Here is an 18,745-nt window from a genome sequence, read left to right on the forward strand (position 1 = left end):
TAGCAGGAGGTCAATATGTCTTTAGAAAATGAACATCGCCTGCGTTTCAGAGATGCGATGGCAAGTCTCGGTGCAGCAGTGAACATAGTCACCACGGATGGTACTGAGGGTCGCTGTGGAATTACAGCAACCGCAGTCTGTTCAGTTACAGACACGCCACCGACTTTGATGGTATGTGTCAACCGCAACAGTGCAATGAATGCGGTGTTTCAAAAGAATGGCCGCCTGTGTGTGAACGTGCTGAGCCATTCTCAAGAAGAGTTAGCGTGCCATTTTGCGGGAATGAAAGGTTCCACAATGGAAGAGCGTTTTAGTTGGAATGTGTGGGACAACGGTATTTTACAACAACCTTTGCTGAAAAATGCCCTTGCCAACCTCGAAGGCGAAATCACGCAAGTACAAGACATTGGTACACACTCTGTTTACATGGTTGAAATGAAACAAATCATTGTGAATGATACGGGCCATGGGTTAGTTTACTTTAAACGTAAATTCCACCCAGTTGTGCACCAAATTCTTGAGCCTACGGCTTAACAGATAATCTAATTCATCAGAGCCCCCTAACCGGGGCTTTTTTATTTAACTAAACATAATAATTGCAATTAACCCAATTAAATTTAATTTATTTTTCCTAGCTATTTATTCTGCGTTTTCCACTTTAAATAATATAATGGTTTACTCTAATTCAGTTTAATTGACATATCCCGAATTACGGGTATAAACTGACACCATACAGTTGTATTCCACTATAAATAAAAACCCATCCTAAAATGAAATATTTAATTAATCAGCATGTTACCTATGACAGCTATCAGGGGCTGTTGTATACGAGTGACGTTGACGATGCAATTAAGCTGACGACAACGTTAAATCGTTTACTTTTAGTATTAGCACAAAATAACGGGGAAGTTTTAGATAGAGAAACTTTATTGCGCCGAGTTTGGGAAGAACATAACCAAGTTGTTTCTGATAATAATTTAAATAGCAGTGTCTCTGTTTTACGCCGCCATTTAGCCTCTTTTTTCGATGAGGAAGTTATTTCAACTATTCCCAAGGTAGGAATAAAATTTTCAGCTAATTTAACGCTTATCACTCCCGAAGAAAAACTTGAAGAACAATCAGAAGAAATGATTGTAGAAACCCATCCAACCCTTTCAACATCTTTTGAGCCATCCTTCGAAAACGATGAAAAAGATGAAATAAAAACTGAAGCCGCTGTCAAAAAATCCTATATTTTAAATAATCGTTATCTCGAGATAACATTGATTGTCGTTATTATCTTTTGTTTACTTTATCTGTTTAAAAGCTATTTTTTTGCTAACCGTACAGAATACCCTGAAGTTGGGCAAATTGATCAATGCTCAATTCGTTATATAAATAGTTATCATAAGGCAGACACTCGCACGATGAGTTTTTCAGTATTAAAAGAAAGACTCAAAAAGCTGGATATTGACTGTAAAAAGCCTGCCACGGTTTTTTACTACAACGTAGGGATTATCACTCAAAATAAAAATTTCGATGATGACTATTTATTTTTATCATATTGCCCAAAAACAGCAAAAGATGGTGCGACAATAAGCTGTGAGAATTTCTATGTCAAATAATAGACCTGCACGCCTTGTTTTTTTACTCCTTACTACCATCGTTTTAGTTTTTATTAGTTTATATTCTTACATTAAAATTAGCACCCCTATTGTACCTGACTGCCGTGCAACCTTGAAAATTGACATTTCAGACGATCGTTCTAGTTTAAGTGGCTATTATTTATTGAGTGTCATTCCAAGTGCAGAGAATAATAATCAGCACTCTTTTATCATGACGGGTGAAATTAATTTTAATCATAAAAAATACATTATTTCTCGTAAGCTGCTTATTGAGTATAAACAACAAGGCAGCCATTTTTTTTCTCGTGTAAAAAACATCTACATTGACCCAAATGACCAGGCTGGCGATGACATTTATATCCGAGGCCTACCACAGCTTAACCAAATTTATTTCACCAGAGTAAAAAAATTAAACGATAAAAATTATATTTTTGAAGAAAATTACTCGCCAATGTTTATTTGTACGATCTAATTACCGCCAGTAACCATCAAAAAAAACAACAAAAATGCATCAAACATTCTAAATTTGATGCATTTTTTTTGCATTTTAAAAAAAGAAACATTAAAACACCTTAAAGACACGAAGATTAATTATTTACTTCAATATTAACAAAGCATAAAAATATTAAAACATATTAAAATACATTAATTAGCAGGATTAACATTCATATTGACTTAAAATACAAGAATTTTATTTCAATATACACTTCCCAAGGGTAATCTTTACTCCGTCGAACAGACTACGTTTCAAGTATCATTTCCTGATATGGAAGTACGAATGGAAACAGGTTTATAAAAGGCCCAATTTCTTTTATATACAACTAGTTACACCCCAATAATGGGTAAGTAAATGAATTCCTATAATGCCCCTTAATTTAGAGGTTTCATTATAGAAGTTGTTAATTTTTCTCTTAAGGATTTTAGTATGAAATTAAATAAATTATCTGTTGCTGTTTTATTTGCTGCGTCAACACTGTCTAGCGCTGCATTAGCCAGTGGTAACACGGGCGAATTACATTTTAGCGGCCAAGTGGTGAATGCGCCATGTAATATCGAATCTGAAAGCACTAAACAAGAAGTCCCTTTTGGTCAGCTTTCTCGTGCTTCTTTAGAAGCTGGTAATGCCGCAGAGAAAGACATCGCGATTAAAATCAAAGACTGTAATTTTGATGAGTTCAGCAAAGATGCTGATGATAACTGGGTTGCGGTTAAAGACATCAAAATTACTTTCGGCGGTAAAAACTATGTCGGTACTGACAAAGAGTTCTTAGGCACAACAGGCTCTGCTAAAAATATTGGTGTTCAAATTAAAGACTTCAAATTTGATGAAGCTAAATCTGTGATGAACCAAATTCGTAATAAACAAGGTGAAAACGTTTTAGAGTTTACCGCATTAGCTAAACGCGTTGATGGTGCTGTTGCAGTCACTGAAGGTGAATTTAGCTCAATTGCTGATTTTAAAATCACATACGAGTAATATTTTTAAGGGGAGGGTGTTCCCTCCCCATAAAAAGGTTCATTATGAAAAAATACATTTATTTATGGACTACCTTGTTATTTTCTTCTATTCAATCGCATGCAACAGAGCCTAATTTGGGGCATGTACAAGATGGACTTCGTGGTGAGGCAGTCATGCAAGGCTATATTGTTGCGGCGCCCTGCTCTATTGAAACAGACAGTCAATATCAATATATCAACTATGACTATATTTCTAATTTCAGTATTAATGAAATAAACGATAGGAAGATAACAAGAAAGCCCTTTTATATCAAACTGAATAACTGCATCAGTGAATATGACAATAATAACCACAAAGGGATTAAAATTCGCTTCTTTGCTCCGCAAGACTTATACAGCAATGCCATCAAACTTTCAGGCCCTAAGCCCGGTGTTGTTTTATATATTTATGATAACAATGAAAACTTATTAATGCCCAATAAACTCTATGCCATATCCGATAACTATATTTATTTCGATCATAAAAGTAAAGAAAGTTATTTAAAATATGAAACAGAGTTAGGCACAAGTAATAATGAAATTATCCCTGGGGATTATTTTGCCACGATTAAATTCAATGTTACTTACGATTAATAAATACACGCATAATTAATTTGATGAAAAAATCATGGTTAAACTTAATATTTATTCCTACCTTATTGTGACATCTTTTTTATCGTCGATTTCGTCAATCGCTTATGCGGTCGAATTTAATACGGATATGTTAGATACCGAAGACACACAGAATATTGATTTTAGCCAGTTTTCTCAGGCCGGATTTATTATGCCTGGCACATATCATTTAACGGTCAAAGTGAATAATGAGAGTGTGGGCAATGCACAAGATATTACGGTGACTGCACCACAATCCCAACAAAGTCACTTATTCAGCACCGTGTGTGTGCCGTCCAATATTCTGGACCGTTTAGGGCTAACATCGGATGCTATCCAATTAGTCCAATACCGTGAGGATGGAAAATGCTTGGATTTATCCGCGCTTGAGGGGGCATCCTTAAATGTGGACTTATCCACACTCACGCTCTCCATTTTAATTCCACAAAGCTATTTGGAATACACCGACCCCAGTTGGGTGCCCCCTTCCCGTTGGGAAGAAGGGGTGAATGGTTTTTTATTGGATTACAACCTAACGGGTTCTTTAACGCGCAGAAATTCAGGTTCACGCGAGTCGTATCTTTCCGCCAACGGAACCACAGGGCTGAATATCGGCGCATGGCGCTTACGCGGCGATTACCAAGCCAACTACCGTAAATCCACGGGGAGCTTTGAAAACCAATACAGTGATGTTGCCTTTAGCCGACTCTTTGCGTATCGCTCGATAAAATCCATCGCGTCTATTGTAACGCTGGGTGAAAACTATTTTTACTCCGCTATTTTTGATTCTTGGCAGTACACCGGTATTTCCCTTGAAACCGATGAAAATATGATGCCGCCCAAATTAACGGGGTATGCCCCTGAAATTATTGGTATCGCCCAGACCAATGCGACGGTGATTGTCAAAAGCCATAACCGTATTGTGTTAGAAACCACCGTGCCGGCGGGGCCATTTCGTATCCAAACACTCGACAGCTCCATTCGCGGGACGCTCGATGTCACGGTACGTGAAGAAAACGGCGAAGAACAGCAATTTAGTATTACCACCGCGGCGTTACCTTACTTAACCCGGCCGGGGCAAATCCGCTATAAATTTGCCGCAGGGAAACCGCGTTTTAACGGTCGTGAACTCGAAGGGGATTTAACGGCTTCAGGCGAGTTGTCCTACGGGTTAAATAACCTGTGGTCTGTCTATGGCGGGTCGGTTTTATCGAAAAACTACCAAGCCTTTTCAGCAGGTTTTGGCCGTGACTTGTTTACCTTTGGCAGCCTTTCCTTTGATGCCACGCAGTCACATGCGCAGTTAATCGATAAAACATTAACCGGGCGAAGCTACCGCCTCAGTTATTCCAAATCGTTTGACGAGGCCAGAACGGATATCACGTTCGCAGGGTACCGTTTCTCAGATGAAACCTACCGCTCCTTGCAACAAACCTTGGATGAACGCCGCACAGGCAATGAAGCCCAAGCACAAAAAGAAAGCTACCAAGTGAATATCAACAAATATTTTGATGATTTCTCGTTGGGGGGCAACTACCAATACAACACTTATTGGAATAGCGAAACCGAAGAACAGTACAGCTTATACCTGAGCACCCTGTTGAATTGGGCGGCAGTAGGACTGAAAAATATTAACCTCACCGCATCGGCAACTCGTTCAAAAAGAGCCGGCTACCAAGATGATGCTGTCAGCTTATATTTTACTATTCCATTATCTCAAGGCAGTAGTTTTAGCTTTTCGGAAGGTTACACACGGGATCAAAATGGCAACCATAGCTCAACTCACAATGTGGGCTACAGCGGGTACAGCGATCAGCGTAGCTATAACTTGAATGTAGGCTACCAAACAGGGAGTAACCAAAATGACCAAACCAGCTTCAGCGGCTATTTAAGCCAAAACCTGCCGTATGCCTCTATTTCAGGGAATGCCAGCTATGTGCCCAATGAATACCACAGTGTAGGGGGCTCAATTAATGGCGGCATCACCTTAATTAAAGAAGGGATCGCCATGCACCAAGCGGCCTATGGGGGCACGCGCCTCGTCGTCGAAACGCCGGGGGCATCAAATGTACCGCTCAGTGGTGGCGTGTATCAAACGAACCACTTTGGCCTTGCCGTATTACCGAATGTGAGCAGTTACCGGAAAACCAGCGCATCGATTAATACCAGCAAGTTACCAAAGGATGTGGAAGCGTTAGAGACCGTTGCAGATGCCACACTAACCCGCGGTGCTATTGGCTATCGCAGCCTAAATGTCATTCAAGGTGAAAAAACCTTTGCGCGCTTAAAACTCGCCGATAACAGCTACCCCCCGTTTGGTGCCAGCGTCCGTAATAGCAGCAATATTGAGCTCGGCATTGTCGGCGAACAAGGCATTACATGGATTGTCGGCATTCGAGCCAAAGAATTATTAAATATCTATTGGGGAAACAAACTTCAGTGCAGTGCACACGTTCCTGACGTGATTAACCCTCAGGACGTTTACCCCACTATCATTTGCCGTTAAGAAGAGAACTAAGATGAAATTGAACCGCCCTTTTTTACAGTTGACTACCGCATTGACACTCACGGTCAGCGTCTTGAGCACCGCTCAAGCTGCTGTCACGCTTGACCGTACGCGGATTATTTTTGATGGTAATCAATCCTCTATCAACATTACTATCCGCAATGACAACCCAGAACTGCCTTACTTGGCACAATCATGGTTAGAAAATGCGTCAGAGCAAAAACTCGAAACGGGCCCGATTATTGCCACTCCGCCGATTCAACGTATGGAGCCCAAATCCACCAGCTTAGTGCGTTTAAGTACCGCACCTGACGTGGCGAAATTACCCCAAGACAGAGAATCGCTGTTTTATTACAACCTGCGTGAAATTCCGCCGAAATCATCCGAAGCGGGTGTGTTGCAAATTGCATTACAAAGCCGCGTCAAACTGTTTTATCGCCCAGAAAGTATTGTGGCGCAAAGTAAAACAGATTGGCCGAAACACATCACGCTAACACCTACGGGCACGGGCTACACGTTGAATAACCCCACACCGTTTTATATCACGGTGATTGGGATTGGCAATAGCCAAAAGCAATCGGAAGAGAGTGATTTTGAAGCCATTATGGTGCCACCAAAATCGAACCAAGTCATTAAATCGGTCAAGTTTTCAACCCCTTACCTGACCTATATTAATGATTATGGCGGGAAGCCGTCACTGGCATTCAAGTGCCAAGCGTCACAGTGCCGTGTCACAGAATAAGATATCAAAAATGGATAGGAGCAGGACAATGAAATTAGGTTACTTCGCGCTCTGGGTCTTTGCAATTCCCTCGTTTGCAAAATCCACAGCGCCTGTCACAACGGGCACCGTCTATGTCAACGCACGTATTGTGACTGCGCCTTGTCTACCTGCTATTTCATTGAAATTAAATGAAAACACGTTACTTGCACAGACCTATCAATTGGAAATGAATTTTTCCCGTTGTCGTCAAGTGACACAACAGCACGCTTGGGTTCCTTTTACCTTGAAACTAGGCACGCAAAAATATGTATTCTCACAACCCCAGCGTAATAACGCCTTCGTGTTATCGCTTCCTGCCAATAAAGCGGCTCAACGTTTGGAAATAAATTATGACTAAGTACACAATCTTTTTATTTAGCCTTTTATTCCTTACGGCGAATAGCAGTTTTGCCAACAGCCTCACAGTGTATTTTGAAGGCGTACTCGTGCCGTTGGGCTGTCGCCTCAGTGATGATGATGCACAGAAAAAAATATATCTTTCTGGGCTGCGCTTTTCATCCCTCGAAACCTTAGGGCGCTCTGATATGCAGCCTTTTCAGCTTGATATCGTGGATTGTTCCGAGATGGCATTAAATAAAACCATCAAAATTACCTTAAACACCCAAAACACCGAAGTACACAATGGCATTAACTACCTTAAAACAACCGGTGAGTCCAATGTGTTATTGGCGCTTACGGATAGTAACGGCAAAGAACTCGACCTGAATACCCAAATCGATGTCAGCACCGTCACTGTATCTGGTAAGGGGTCAGTGAATACCCTGTCGTTTGGGGTGTATGCACAAAAGCCCTTTAACGCACGTCTAAAAACGGGTGGGTTTGCCTCGACCGTGACGTTCAACCTGGATTATCAATAAGGCGAATGAACATGAAACTGACACGTTTTATCTTCCCTTTCATGGGGCTATTGATTTCCTTCGGTACTCAAGCCGATGTACTGGTATCACTGTCGGCCAAATTAGTGCGACCACCTTGTGTGTTAACGGCAGAAGATGGTGAAAAAGAACTGTTTATCAATTTCCAAGAAGTCGCCTTAGATAGATTAACGGAAGAAAAACGATCGTTTGGTATTTTGATTAAGCAATGTGAACTGCGTAAAAATTTGCAGGTTTACCTTTCGCCAAGGGAAGGCAATACCCTGACCGTCAATAACGAAACGGTACTGGCGACCTCAATTAATGGGTTGGGTATTCGTTTCTCAGAAGAAAATAAAAGCACGGCATTGAACTTAAATAAATGGGAAAGGATCGCCCCCACCGTCAGTGGAGACACAGGGAAAATCGTTATTCAGTCACAACTGGTGACTAACCAAGCCGTAGAAAACCTGACCGCAGGGCCATTTAGCGCGGCCTTATCGGTGATGGTTGATTACCTGTAATAGTGGGAAACCGTATGAAAATGTTAAGAATTTATTCGCAATTACTTTTATTATTACCCCTGTGTTTAAGCAGCCTACATGCGCAGGCCACCCGCTACTCAGGTGCTGGCGGTGGTTATAAAATGAATTTAGTTTCAAACAATTCGGTTGTTGCGAGTACCCCAACAATTGGCTCAGATAATAATGAATATTTTCTAATTGCCCCTCCCAATAAAACAGGAATTGTTATCGATGACACCAGTTCACAGCCATTTGGCCAAGTTAAATGCACGGTTAACTACCTCGAGGGGAACTACAGTGCAGGGCTCTCTTGGAGCTATGCTTATCACCGTGTATTTGCTTATATGCCAGAAGCTGGGTTTTCACTTAAAGGGTTAACAGCCTATAAAATCAACTCAAATACTTTTTTTACGCTTTATTCCGATAACGGTATCACTAGTGGGTGGCGAAATATTTCAGGGCGCGGATGTTCAAATGAGGAAATGGGGCCATTAGATACTTCTTTCTTTACTGTACATTTTCCATTTGAAGTGAGGGTTTATGTTAAAGATATTCCTGTCGATGGAAAAATTGTTATCCCTAATGCAATGATTGCAGGTTATACCCGTTTATTCCAAGATTATGGTACACCAACTCTTTACGTCCCTGCGGATAAGTCTAGTGTGAAACTAGACCTCACTACATCGGTGGTTAATTACCCCTCAAATTGTCGCTCCAACATTGATAATCTCAATATTGACCATAAAACACTGGATGCCTATGAATTTAACAGTAAGGAAACACGCACCGTGACTTACACTTGTGAACGTGTCCAGCCCGTTAAAATAAAATTAAAATTAGATTATGTCACTGATTCAGATCCAGAAAAACGCGTTCCGCTAAAATCGGGCAATAATACGATTTATTCAGAAGTCACGCTTTATGACGAGCAAACAAATCAAAGTGGTAAAACCATCGAAACAACCATTGATAAAGTCAAAAACATTCGCATTGAGAGCCAGCTTTCGGGCTCAGATGCAGAACCAGGAGACTACAAGGGTAATGCTTGGCTAATCGCTACCTTTATTTAATGCATGGTAATGCACTATGATTATGATATCTCGCTCATTATTTATTGGTATATTTGTTATTTGGCATTTAGCCAGCTTGATTTACATTGATAGCTTAGGAAGTTTACGCCAATCACTTCCACAAAATATCATTAGTTGGCTTGCTATTGCCATGTTGATTTCGACTGTTTCATTTACGGTATTTTATCGAAAAAATAAAATTGTGATTACCGTGCCTGCAATTTGCTTTTTTATTGCGTTAATTTTTTTAGCATTAGGGCTTGCTTATTCAAATGACATAAATAGTGAATTAATTTTTTGGTATTGGTCTGGCATTACCATTGGCGTATTGTTTTATATTACTGGGCTGCAAATAAAAGATAGGTGGCGAGTACAATCGTTTTGTATCTATTGCACGATTGCATTTTCCGCTATTCAAGCATGTTTGACGGGTTACCAGTTTTTTACTCAGCCAGATATTTTTTATTTTGCAACAGATATGCGGTCAAATGGTTTATCGCAACAAATTAATATATTGTCGGTAAGTGTGGCGGCATCATGCTTACTCTCGATGATGACACTTATTTTGTCACAGTTTACCTTAGTAAATTCCAAGTATGAAAATATAAGGGCGATTGTTTTAGGTTGCGCAATCTTTTTATTTACCTTAACACTTGTAACCTTGCAATCCGTCACTACATGGTTAAGTTTTATTGTGGCCATTTTTATATTTGCGTGTCTTTTCTACAAAAAGAACCAGCTAAGGGTAATTGCTAGCTACTTTATTATGGCTGTAGCAATGTTTATTGGTATTTATCTTATCAAGTTATGTCCACAGTTTATCAGTACTGAAGTGATTAACCAGTTTCATTTGAAACAGATGTTACGGTTTTCGGTTACCCTCTTTTTAGAGCAACCTGATGATATATGGGACCCTTCGTTAATCCCTAAAGATGGCTATGGTAGAACGCCGCTCCCATTTTTAAGTTCAGAACAATATATTGTTCCGCATTCACATAATGAGATTTTTCTTTGGATTATGAAAGGTAGCAATATTAATTTAATTTTTATGGCACTACTGATAACGGGGAGCATTTACATTATTTTTCAATCGTTTATTAAATACAAAAAAAACGGTAATGGATACTCATTAGCGATGATTATTGCCATATTTCCCATTGTGATCCATAACAATGTTGAATACCCGTTTCTTTTATCGGTATTACACTGGGGAACTATTATATTATTTTTATCTTTTTCAGATTCCGCATTTTCATTAAAAGAACAATCATTATTTTATATTAACAGGAATTTATCAAAATTATTTAGCATTATGATATCGATTATTGGGCTTAGCGTATTTATTGTAGGGATAGCTTTATTTAACGGAGATAATAATATTTATTCCAATAATGATATCGAATTAACAAGCCTTGAGAGGTAATTAAATATATACCTGCTATCTCTCGCGGATTTGATTCATTATTAATTGATTAGAGTTATATTATGACAAAATACCATACAGACATCTCAAATTCTTATATTGGGCAGAAAATGCGCAAGCGTCGCTTACAAATGGGCTTAACTGGCGACAATTTAGGTAAACAATCGGGGTTAAGCCAACAGCAAATATCCCGTTACGAGCGAGGCGTGCAAAACTTCACAATTCGCCGACTTTGTATATTCGCTAACATTCTACAATGCGATTTAAACTATTTCCTTGAACAAAATTATTCTGAAATAGACTCCACTGTAGATAAGTTCTTTTAATGTTTCTTCAATATGCATGGCTAACATCATTCTAGTTTAGGTGTTAGCCCACATATTCCCCTGAAGTGACCCATAAAGTTGGACACTTCAATATGAGGTTTTTCTTTTTTTATTATACTAAAAGACGATTAACATGCGATGTAATGCTCATTAGTGCATCATAGGATTCACTGTCTTCTTTCATTATTTGTGCTTGTTGGCGCCATAGCGGTGATGAAAGTATCTCAGTTATTGCCTCAAGTAATTGTTTTTCACTTGGCGAATCCGTTTGTAAGCTGATGCCACAACATGCACGAACAACACGAGAAATAGCCTCTAATTTTCCATCGCCAACTCCTGCCATAACCATCGGCACGCCATGACGGATAGCTGAGGTCAATGAACCATATCCACCATTAGTGACGAAAACGGATGCTTTAGGTAACCAATATTCAAAATCAATATATTCAACAATACGTGCGTTAGCAGGAATACCTTTACGCCCAAAAGAAGCACTTCGCCCCCCAGTCACAGCAAGCACACGGACAGGTAAATGTGCTAATGCATTCAAGGTTGGTACAACCAACTGGTTAAAATCAATATTCGCCAGTGTTCCTTGTGTCACTATTACTAAAGGCGCTTTTTCATCAGTCCAATTTATTTTTAGATGATTTTTATCTAGTTTTACAGGTAACATGCCAATAAATTCGACGTGATCTGGTATATCTGGATAGCAAAATTCAAAAGACTGAGTCGATAATTGTAAGTAACAATCCACCCCCTCAATTAATACCTCGTTATGTTCCTTGTTTAGTGGTTTTCCTCCAGACTTAACAATCGCTTGAGAAAATGTCACTCTAACTTGATCAATTAATGCCTGTGTCGCCTCATCCACAAGCTGCTCCCGAGTTAAATCCACAGGTAGTCGTTCTGGAGGTATCTTCGCCCCCCAAAATACGCTATCTTTTGCACGCCATGGGAGTGGAGTAACGCCAATAGCAACAACAGGTATACGCTCCGTAACGGCTTGTTGTAGTAAGGGTAAAGCGGCATAAAATGTATTATCAATAACGAGCAACTCTGCACGATTTTCATTAATTAATTGCATTAATTGCTTGGATAAAATCGAAATAGGCCCTGCAAAAAACTGCATTAAACCTTGTGCCATCTGTTCATTACCTGCGGAGAGTTTGTCTCTCTCAGGGAAAAATTCGCCTAAATGGCGGTAATCCACATCAACTTGCTGATCAAATGCGACAAAATTTGCACCAATCTCTACAGCTAAAGGCTGAAATACTGCGCCACTAAAAATAGTCACTTGATGACGCAACCCAATAAGATGTTTAGCAATAGTTAAAATAGGAAAAATATGCCCTGGCGTAGCAATGGCAGCGAAAACAATTCGGCTCATTTGTGATCCTTTTAGTATTGAATCAACCCATAGAATTTATGGGCAACAAAAATGTGGATTAACATAAATTGGTGAGCTGTGAATATGAACACGTTGAATATGACGAGGTGCTTGAGAAAAAAAAGCGTCACGGCCATGTATTAAGGTAAAATTATCACACATTAATATATCCCCAGCTTCCCATTGATGGGCATAGCAATATTGAGGGTCGTATAACAGCTTATTCAAGTTCTGTTTAAAGTGGTTTTGCTCCCCGACGGCTATTCCACTGAAAGATAACGAATGATGTTCTGAATATTTTTCATCTATTGTTCTCATTGGCTCATTATATCGCATGACCCATTTGTGCCCATTTGGATGTAAACAAATGAGAGGCGAAGTGACCTCGCCACCGTAATGTGTGACCTGTTTTGTTTTATAGGTGATAACCGTATTTTTCCATAATGTGCAAGTGTCATCATTCAATTCATTAATCAGTTTTTCTGTATTAACGAACGTGGTACAGCCCCCTTGGCCTACCATCGGGGCCAATACGCAATGAAAAATTTGAAATTCGGGTACGGTCTCCCGATACATTCCATCCCAATGTAAGGGAATATGGCCATTATCAAGAATATGATCTGAAGGGTTCGCTTGTTCTTGAACATCTAACACTTCACCAAAGGGCCACATCATAATTTCCCCCCATTGTTGAGAATACGCCACCAATTTTTGAGTATTCGCAAAGCCAGATTGAAAATAACGAAGTATCACCAATCCGTGTTCACGCGTTAATTGTCGTAATCGATTAATGGGGAGTACGGAAATATCTTGATATGCCTTATTCGATGTTATCAATAAGCCAAAAGGCTTAATAAGTTCAATTTGGTTGTTAAGGGAATCAATATTCATCTATTTTCTCTATATTTAATAATTCTTAAGCTATTTCAATTTCGTAATGGCTAGGCTGACCAAAAACATCAATAAGCTTTCCATTCATTTTTTGCGCAGTTTCATTCTTCATTAATGTAAATTGACCATTTATATTGACAGCAACACCATGCCAAGGTGTTAGCCAATTATCCTTTGTTGGCATCATATGAATGCCTATTTTTAAACTTTCAGCAGGCTGCGGATGAATAGAAAGGCGGATGGCAGTTGGAAACGAGGCGGATAGAAGTTCGCTCCATGCTTGGCTGCGCTGAATAACAGCAACGGCAAGCTGACGAGCTCGCTTTTGTAGAGCCGTCTTAGAATCTGTGTGATCAGGCAGCAAGCTATCTTCATAAAGAAACCGAGTAATTGCCCTATATAAGGATATCCCACTTTCCGTTTCTTTAAGCTCACATCTTATATCATCAATAGGTCTACCATAAAACTCAATTAATAATTCCCTCAGTTTCTCATAATCGCCGAAAGCATGTATTTCTAACAGATCAGAATCATATAAGTTAAATAATGAAAGATGTGACAAATTCAATTCCCTTAATAAATTAGCCATTTCAATCTGGTAATTATTAACCGAATCATCATCAACACAAATTAGATCACAAAAAACATGCCCATCAGAACAAATGATAATTTCCGCACCTGGCGAATAAATACATTGTATTTTCCGGCAAAGGTCATTCAAAAAAACCAATGATAGTCTCTCTCCCATGTCTGGTTTTTTCCCTATAACTTTCTTTGGGTTAGGCGATTTAAAAGGAAATGCAGGTAAAATAAATACAATTTTCGCCCTTGCTCCACAAAGGCACGAATACGAGGGAGTTGTACCTTTGAAACCATTTCCTCATCAATAAATTGAATACTATCGGTAAAGTATCTACGATATTTCAATAGTTCATCTAAAATTTTTTTTGATATATTTTCCATTTCTAAAAAATGCATAACCATACCTTAACCTAGATATTACTAATTAAAATAGAATCATGTATCAACATTTATGATTAATAATTCCAATAATAGAAAAAGTACATCTAGTTTAATCATTAAAAAATAATTTCATACTTCATAAAAAACAAATAAAGGAATAAAAACTAAATAATAAAATTACATCTATATCTAATAAATTAGAATGAGCATCTCATACACGCCGAATTAGCACGAATGTTTATCAATACTCACCACAAAATGCGTCACTCAGAACCTCGGCTGACGTTTAGTCTTCAAGAGCCCGTTTATCTTTTTAATATGCATTTTAGGTACCCCACTGCTTTAGATGTTTGCCTGCATATCATCAACCCAACAAACTATCCCTTTTCTGATTGCATAATTTATCGCCCTCTTATACGTTTAAGCTCAAATCCTAAACTCGCACCATTTTCTGGTTAAAAGGCTCGAATATGACAATCACCCTTATCGTGGTATTTATTGCGCTATTACTTTTAGTCGGCTGGGGAATTTCTATCTATAACCGCCTAATTAGTACACGTAACCAAGTCAGCAACCAGTTTGCCAATATCGATGTGATTTTAAAGCAGCGAGCAGACCAGATCCCTCAACTTGTCACCATCACTGAAAAAGCGATGGAGCATGAAAAAATATTATTTACCTCATTAAGTGACGCACGCCAAAGCTACTTTAATGCCAAAGGGTTAAATGAAAAAATTACTGCATCGAATGAGATGAGCAGCGCTCTACGCAGTATTATCGCTATCGCAGAAAATTACCCAACGCTAATTTCAGGCGAACAATTTACCCAATTGCAAATCGCCTTAAGTGATGTGGAAAATAAAATAGCTCAACGCCGTGAAGGCTTTAATGACGCAACAACCGAATACAATACGGCAATCCAAATGTTCCCTGACAGCATTATTGCCAATGCATTTCGTTTTACGCAATTACCCTTATTGGAAATTGCCGAGGACGAAAAACAATACCATGGTGTTCAATTCAAATAGCCTTCACTGGGTGAACAAAAATGTATTTTTTATTAGGTGCCGCAGTCGGTGCGTTAATTTTATTTCTTGATAAGCAATTTTCGATAAATAAAAAAGTTACTTGGGGCATCATTCCCTTTTTTAGCATGGCCTGTGGTATGTGGGTGTCTATCTCCCCGACTCAGGGGGATTACCCGAGCATCCTGTATTACGTTGTTGTGATGGTGATTACCTTTTTTGTTTCCCACCATTTGGTTAGGATCACAGAATCGGGTATTCAGGCCTACCAACGGATGCAAAATGAAGGCTCATCGAAATTTGCTGCGTTCGTTAAAGTTGTGGTGGGAACATTATTAGCCACCTGTTTAATGGCAGGCTTTTTTATCGACATGCGTATATTTTTCCTCGCATTTGTCCTCACCTTTGTTTTTAAATTTATTGAAAGCACCCCCACCAAACGTTTTTTAAAATTCCAAAAGAACTTAGCCACCTCAAAAATACGTTCCGTTGCCATAGGGTTAGTGGAAGTTGAAGGGAAGATCACGTCTGGCACAGAAATCAAAAGTGAATTGGGCAATAAAAGCTGCTATGGCTCATTTTATTTTGAATATTCCGTTTCCAAAGATAAAGATGGCAAAAAAAGTTATACGCTGCAAAACAGTAAAAAACGCATGCATCACTTTACGTTGACTGATGACACGGGTTCAATCAACGTTGAGTGTGACCCTGAATATTTTGTCTACCCAGGGTTATCAGCACACATCGACAGAGAAAACGGCAATCGCCGTTATACTGAATATATTTTAGAGCCCAAAACTAATTATTTATTAATCGGTACCGTTGATTCTGATGAGAACGGTAAACCCATTATTATTCGCAAAGCTCCGCATTTATTGCTGGGTGTTTCACCCTCAGATTTCGTAGTCAGTTGGAACAAAGCACGGCCTTTGCGCCGTAATTTAGCGCTCACCGTTATTGCTGCACTTTTACTGATTGGAACGATTATTATCACGCCAATGGATTACCAAAATGGTCAATTACGTATGCATTTCGACCAAATTTCATGGCTAGGTGATGACTAATATGGAAAAAGTTATTTTCTTTCTCATCATCGGGATCGTCGGTTTTATTTTTTTACGTTATTTGGTGAACACTTATAACAACATTATTTTCTTAAGAAATAACTGCTATAAAGCGTTCGCCAATATTGATGTGTTATTAAAAAAACAGGTGGAATTATTGCCTGCGCTGACCCAAGTTGCAGACCAAGCCATGGCGCACGAAAAGCAGCTATTTAGTGAATTAATTCAGAGCCGACAACGCTATCTAGACAATACAAAAATAGAAAGCAAGGTCGATACAGCAAATCACATCGCCCCTAAAATAAAACCATTAATTGCCATTGCGGAGAAATACCCGCAGCTCATCAGTAAATCGGCGCTATTAGAATTGCAAAAACAAGCAAAACTCGTTGAAGACCAAATCGCTGACCGCCGTGAGTTCTTTAACCAAACCGTTACGCTCTACAATACGGATATCCATCTATTCCCCAATCTGATTTTTGCTGTGTTATTTCGCTTTAAGGATATCCCTTTGCTGTATGGTCAACAGGAGTCTACATCATGATTAGCATCCCTTTTTCTTGGCTGGGTTTTACCGATTGGTTATTAAATCAAGAGGCGGGAATTATTATCATGTTTGCCACATTTGGCACTCTGTTTGCGTCTATTGTCAGCTTAATTATTCTCAATGTATTGGGGCTAAAAAAACTGTCAGGCTATGTGGCAGGCTCGTTGTTTTGCTCTGTTTTTATCAGCATGATTGTCATGATCCCTTTAATGTTATTGTTTGGCCTTGAAGAAACCATTAAATTCCAACTAATCTGGCTGGTGATTGTTGGCAGTTGTTTGCTGTTTTTCTTAACCAACCAAAATTATTTAAATAGCTACTTCAATAAAGCCGTAGACAAAGCTAACAATGAAATCAAAAATAAACAGAAAAAATCTAAAAGCAAATAACATACAAAAACAGAGCAAGGCTCTCTTGCTCTGTCCAATTATTTTACAGGTTTAAGCTTGCTCTGTTTCCAAACGTTGCACATAACGATAATGTGAAAACGTCACAAAAAGTGCCACTAAGGCGATTAACGCCCCTAAAATAAAGCCACCTGAATAACCAACCGCAGCCGTCAGCCCAACTAACATCATTGAACTGACGAGTTCACCAATATCCCGCGTACTTTGTACCGCCGTCATGTCTGTTCCTGCTTGGTGATATTGGGATGCAAATTGCATCCCTGCCGTCATAATAGCGACCGATGTCACTCCCGCAGATAATGAGCCAAAAGTAATACACAGTGCAACCATGCTAATGGATACCCCATTAAATGATTGCAACATCCACAATAAAGAGGAAATCAACGCAAACAATAAGCCAAACGAAAAAGCACGCCAAACGCCAATCTTACCAATCAACCATGCCCCTCCGCCGCAGCCAAGCACTAAGGTGACCATACCTCCCGCCATCCCCATCTTGCCGATTTGTGCCAACGACCACCCAGCATCGTTTAAAAACAGTTTCGCTAGCCCAAACCCTGAAACCGCCGTCACCGCAGACAATAAGGTCAACAGTAATAAACGCGTTGCCCCACGGCGCTTAAACGTGTTGAATAAGCTCGCTTTTTCGTCCGAATTTGCGGTTACCACGGTATTTTTTAAAGGACACAACGAGATGAATAATAAGCTGAGTAACGGCACGCAGGCTAATACCCCCAATGCCATATGCTGACCTAAGCTTTCGCTCATGATCATTAAACCGGCTCCGCCAATAAAGAACCCAGCTATCACACCCGCAATCTGCACCGCATTAATTTTTGACAACATCGTGCCACTGACTTGTTCCGCGGCCATTCCGTCTGTTGCAATGTCCTGCGTCGCACTTGCCAGTGAAGCAACAAATAGCAACACCACACAAGGGAGTGCATTTTCAACGGATAAGCCTATTGTGCTCAGCGCAAACATCGCCAGTGTGACAATAATTTGCATGGGAATGATCCAGCTTTTTCGACGGCCAAGCTTTTTACCCCAATGGTTATCCACAAATGATGCCCATAAAAATTTTACCACCCATGGCAAACCCACCAGCGGTAAAAACGCTAATACTTTCAATTCCCCGCCATCATGGCGTAAAAAAGTTGGCAATGCGTCCATCGCAATCCCCATCGGGATCCCTTGGGCAAGGTAAAGCAGGCCGAGCGTCAATACTAACTGTTTATTTTGTAAAAGATCTTTCATA

The 18,745-nt window shown here is 39.6% G+C and carries 20 protein-coding genes and 1 pseudogene; 17 read left to right on the plus strand and 4 right to left on the minus strand.

Going from position 1 to position 18,745, the window contains the following annotated elements; all coding sequences use genetic code 11:
* Nucleotides 1-15: 15 nt before the first annotated feature.
* From hpaC to ABWP91_RS08275, 13 genes are all read left to right on the plus strand, one after another.
* Nucleotides 16-534, plus strand: a complete 519-nt coding sequence (hpaC, locus tag ABWP91_RS08215) for a 4-hydroxyphenylacetate 3-monooxygenase, reductase component (RefSeq protein WP_353242860.1) — start codon at nucleotides 16-18, stop codon at nucleotides 532-534.
* A gap of 236 nt (nucleotides 535-770) precedes the next feature.
* Nucleotides 771-1,604: a winged helix-turn-helix domain-containing protein gene (locus tag ABWP91_RS08220; RefSeq protein WP_353242861.1), complete on the plus strand. Its 834-nt coding sequence runs from the start codon at nucleotides 771-773 to the stop codon at nucleotides 1,602-1,604.
* The gene (locus ABWP91_RS08225; protein WP_353242862.1) at nucleotides 1,594-2,076 is read left to right on the plus strand and encodes a FidL-like protein; all 483 of its coding nucleotides are present in this window, start codon (nucleotides 1,594-1,596) and stop codon (nucleotides 2,074-2,076) included. Before ABWP91_RS08220 ends, ABWP91_RS08225 begins: the two co-directional genes overlap by 11 nt.
* A gap of 453 nt (nucleotides 2,077-2,529) precedes the next feature.
* Complete coding sequence (locus tag ABWP91_RS08230; protein ID WP_353242863.1) at nucleotides 2,530-3,081, plus strand: fimbrial protein; 552 nt, start codon at nucleotides 2,530-2,532, stop codon at nucleotides 3,079-3,081.
* A gap of 44 nt (nucleotides 3,082-3,125) precedes the next feature.
* Nucleotides 3,126-3,695, plus strand: coding sequence for a fimbrial protein (locus tag ABWP91_RS08235; protein ID WP_353242864.1), 570 nt, complete (start codon nucleotides 3,126-3,128; stop codon nucleotides 3,693-3,695).
* Between the two features lie 34 nt (nucleotides 3,696-3,729).
* Nucleotides 3,730-6,219: a fimbria/pilus outer membrane usher protein gene (locus tag ABWP91_RS08240; RefSeq protein ID WP_353242865.1), complete on the plus strand. Its 2,490-nt coding sequence runs from the start codon at nucleotides 3,730-3,732 to the stop codon at nucleotides 6,217-6,219.
* Nucleotides 6,220-6,232: 13 nt separating this feature from the next.
* Nucleotides 6,233-6,961 carry a fimbrial biogenesis chaperone gene (locus ABWP91_RS08245; RefSeq protein ID WP_353242866.1) on the plus strand — a complete coding sequence of 243 codons (729 nt, stop codon included), beginning with the start codon at nucleotides 6,233-6,235 and terminating at the stop codon, nucleotides 6,959-6,961.
* 28 nt (nucleotides 6,962-6,989) lie between these two features.
* Nucleotides 6,990-7,340, plus strand: a complete 351-nt coding sequence (locus ABWP91_RS08250) for a hypothetical protein (protein WP_353242867.1) — start codon at nucleotides 6,990-6,992, stop codon at nucleotides 7,338-7,340.
* On the plus strand, nucleotides 7,333-7,860 hold the full coding sequence (locus tag ABWP91_RS08255; protein WP_353242868.1) for a fimbrial protein: 528 nt from the start codon (nucleotides 7,333-7,335) through the stop codon (nucleotides 7,858-7,860). Before ABWP91_RS08250 ends, ABWP91_RS08255 begins: the two co-directional genes overlap by 8 nt.
* Nucleotides 7,861-7,871: 11 nt before the next feature.
* Nucleotides 7,872-8,381, plus strand: coding sequence for a fimbrial protein (locus ABWP91_RS08260; protein ID WP_353242869.1), 510 nt, complete (start codon nucleotides 7,872-7,874; stop codon nucleotides 8,379-8,381).
* A gap of 14 nt (nucleotides 8,382-8,395) precedes the next feature.
* A complete protein-coding gene (locus ABWP91_RS08265; protein ID WP_353242870.1) occupies nucleotides 8,396-9,451 on the plus strand; it encodes an MrpH family fimbial adhesin in 1,056 nt (351 codons plus the stop codon).
* 76 nt (nucleotides 9,452-9,527) lie between these two features.
* Nucleotides 9,528-10,874, plus strand: a complete 1,347-nt coding sequence (locus ABWP91_RS08270) for an O-antigen ligase domain-containing protein (RefSeq protein WP_353242871.1) — start codon at nucleotides 9,528-9,530, stop codon at nucleotides 10,872-10,874.
* A gap of 62 nt (nucleotides 10,875-10,936) precedes the next feature.
* Entirely contained in the window at nucleotides 10,937-11,200 is a 264-nt protein-coding gene (locus ABWP91_RS08275) for a helix-turn-helix domain-containing protein (RefSeq protein ID WP_353242872.1), read from the plus strand.
* A gap of 112 nt (nucleotides 11,201-11,312) precedes the next feature.
* Here ABWP91_RS08275 and ABWP91_RS08280 read toward each other — a convergent pair whose 3' ends face one another.
* From ABWP91_RS08280 to ABWP91_RS08290, 3 genes and pseudogenes are all read right to left on the minus strand, one after another.
* On the minus strand, nucleotides 11,313-12,590 hold the full coding sequence (locus ABWP91_RS08280; RefSeq protein ID WP_353242873.1) for a glycosyltransferase: 1,278 nt from the start codon (nucleotides 12,588-12,590) through the stop codon (nucleotides 11,313-11,315).
* Nucleotides 12,591-12,626: 36 nt separating this feature from the next.
* Complete coding sequence (locus ABWP91_RS08285; RefSeq protein WP_353242874.1) at nucleotides 12,627-13,481, minus strand: TauD/TfdA dioxygenase family protein; 855 nt, start codon at nucleotides 13,479-13,481, stop codon at nucleotides 12,627-12,629.
* 25 nt (nucleotides 13,482-13,506) lie between these two features.
* Nucleotides 13,507-14,459 (minus strand): annotated as a pseudogene (locus ABWP91_RS08290) (L-tyrosine/L-tryptophan isonitrile synthase family protein).
* Between the two features lie 455 nt (nucleotides 14,460-14,914).
* On the opposite strand from ABWP91_RS08290, the gene ABWP91_RS08295 reads away from it, so the two are divergent.
* From ABWP91_RS08295 to ABWP91_RS08310, 4 genes are read left to right on the plus strand one after another with little or no spacing between them, the layout of a single operon-like run.
* The gene (locus ABWP91_RS08295) at nucleotides 14,915-15,472 is read left to right on the plus strand and encodes a LemA family protein (protein WP_353242875.1); all 558 of its coding nucleotides are present in this window, start codon (nucleotides 14,915-14,917) and stop codon (nucleotides 15,470-15,472) included.
* A 20-nt stretch (nucleotides 15,473-15,492) separates the two neighbouring features.
* A complete protein-coding gene (locus ABWP91_RS08300) occupies nucleotides 15,493-16,533 on the plus strand; it encodes a hypothetical protein (protein ID WP_353242876.1) in 1,041 nt (346 codons plus the stop codon).
* A 1-nt stretch (nucleotide 16,534) separates the two neighbouring features.
* Nucleotides 16,535-17,077 carry a LemA family protein gene (locus ABWP91_RS08305; protein ID WP_353242877.1) on the plus strand — a complete coding sequence of 181 codons (543 nt, stop codon included), beginning with the start codon at nucleotides 16,535-16,537 and terminating at the stop codon, nucleotides 17,075-17,077.
* Nucleotides 17,074-17,469 carry a hypothetical protein gene (locus tag ABWP91_RS08310; protein ID WP_353242878.1) on the plus strand — a complete coding sequence of 132 codons (396 nt, stop codon included), beginning with the start codon at nucleotides 17,074-17,076 and terminating at the stop codon, nucleotides 17,467-17,469. Before ABWP91_RS08305 ends, ABWP91_RS08310 begins: the two co-directional genes overlap by 4 nt.
* Before the next feature lie 51 nt (nucleotides 17,470-17,520).
* Here ABWP91_RS08310 and ABWP91_RS08315 read toward each other — a convergent pair whose 3' ends face one another.
* Nucleotides 17,521-18,744 (minus strand): RhtX/FptX family siderophore transporter, encoded by a 1,224-nt coding sequence (locus tag ABWP91_RS08315; RefSeq protein ID WP_353242879.1) that lies wholly within the window; start codon nucleotides 18,742-18,744, stop codon nucleotides 17,521-17,523.
* Nucleotide 18,745: the final 1 nt, after the last annotated feature.

The organism is Providencia sp. (assembly GCF_040396775.1).
Classification (GTDB): Bacteria; Pseudomonadota; Gammaproteobacteria; order Enterobacterales; family Enterobacteriaceae; genus Providencia.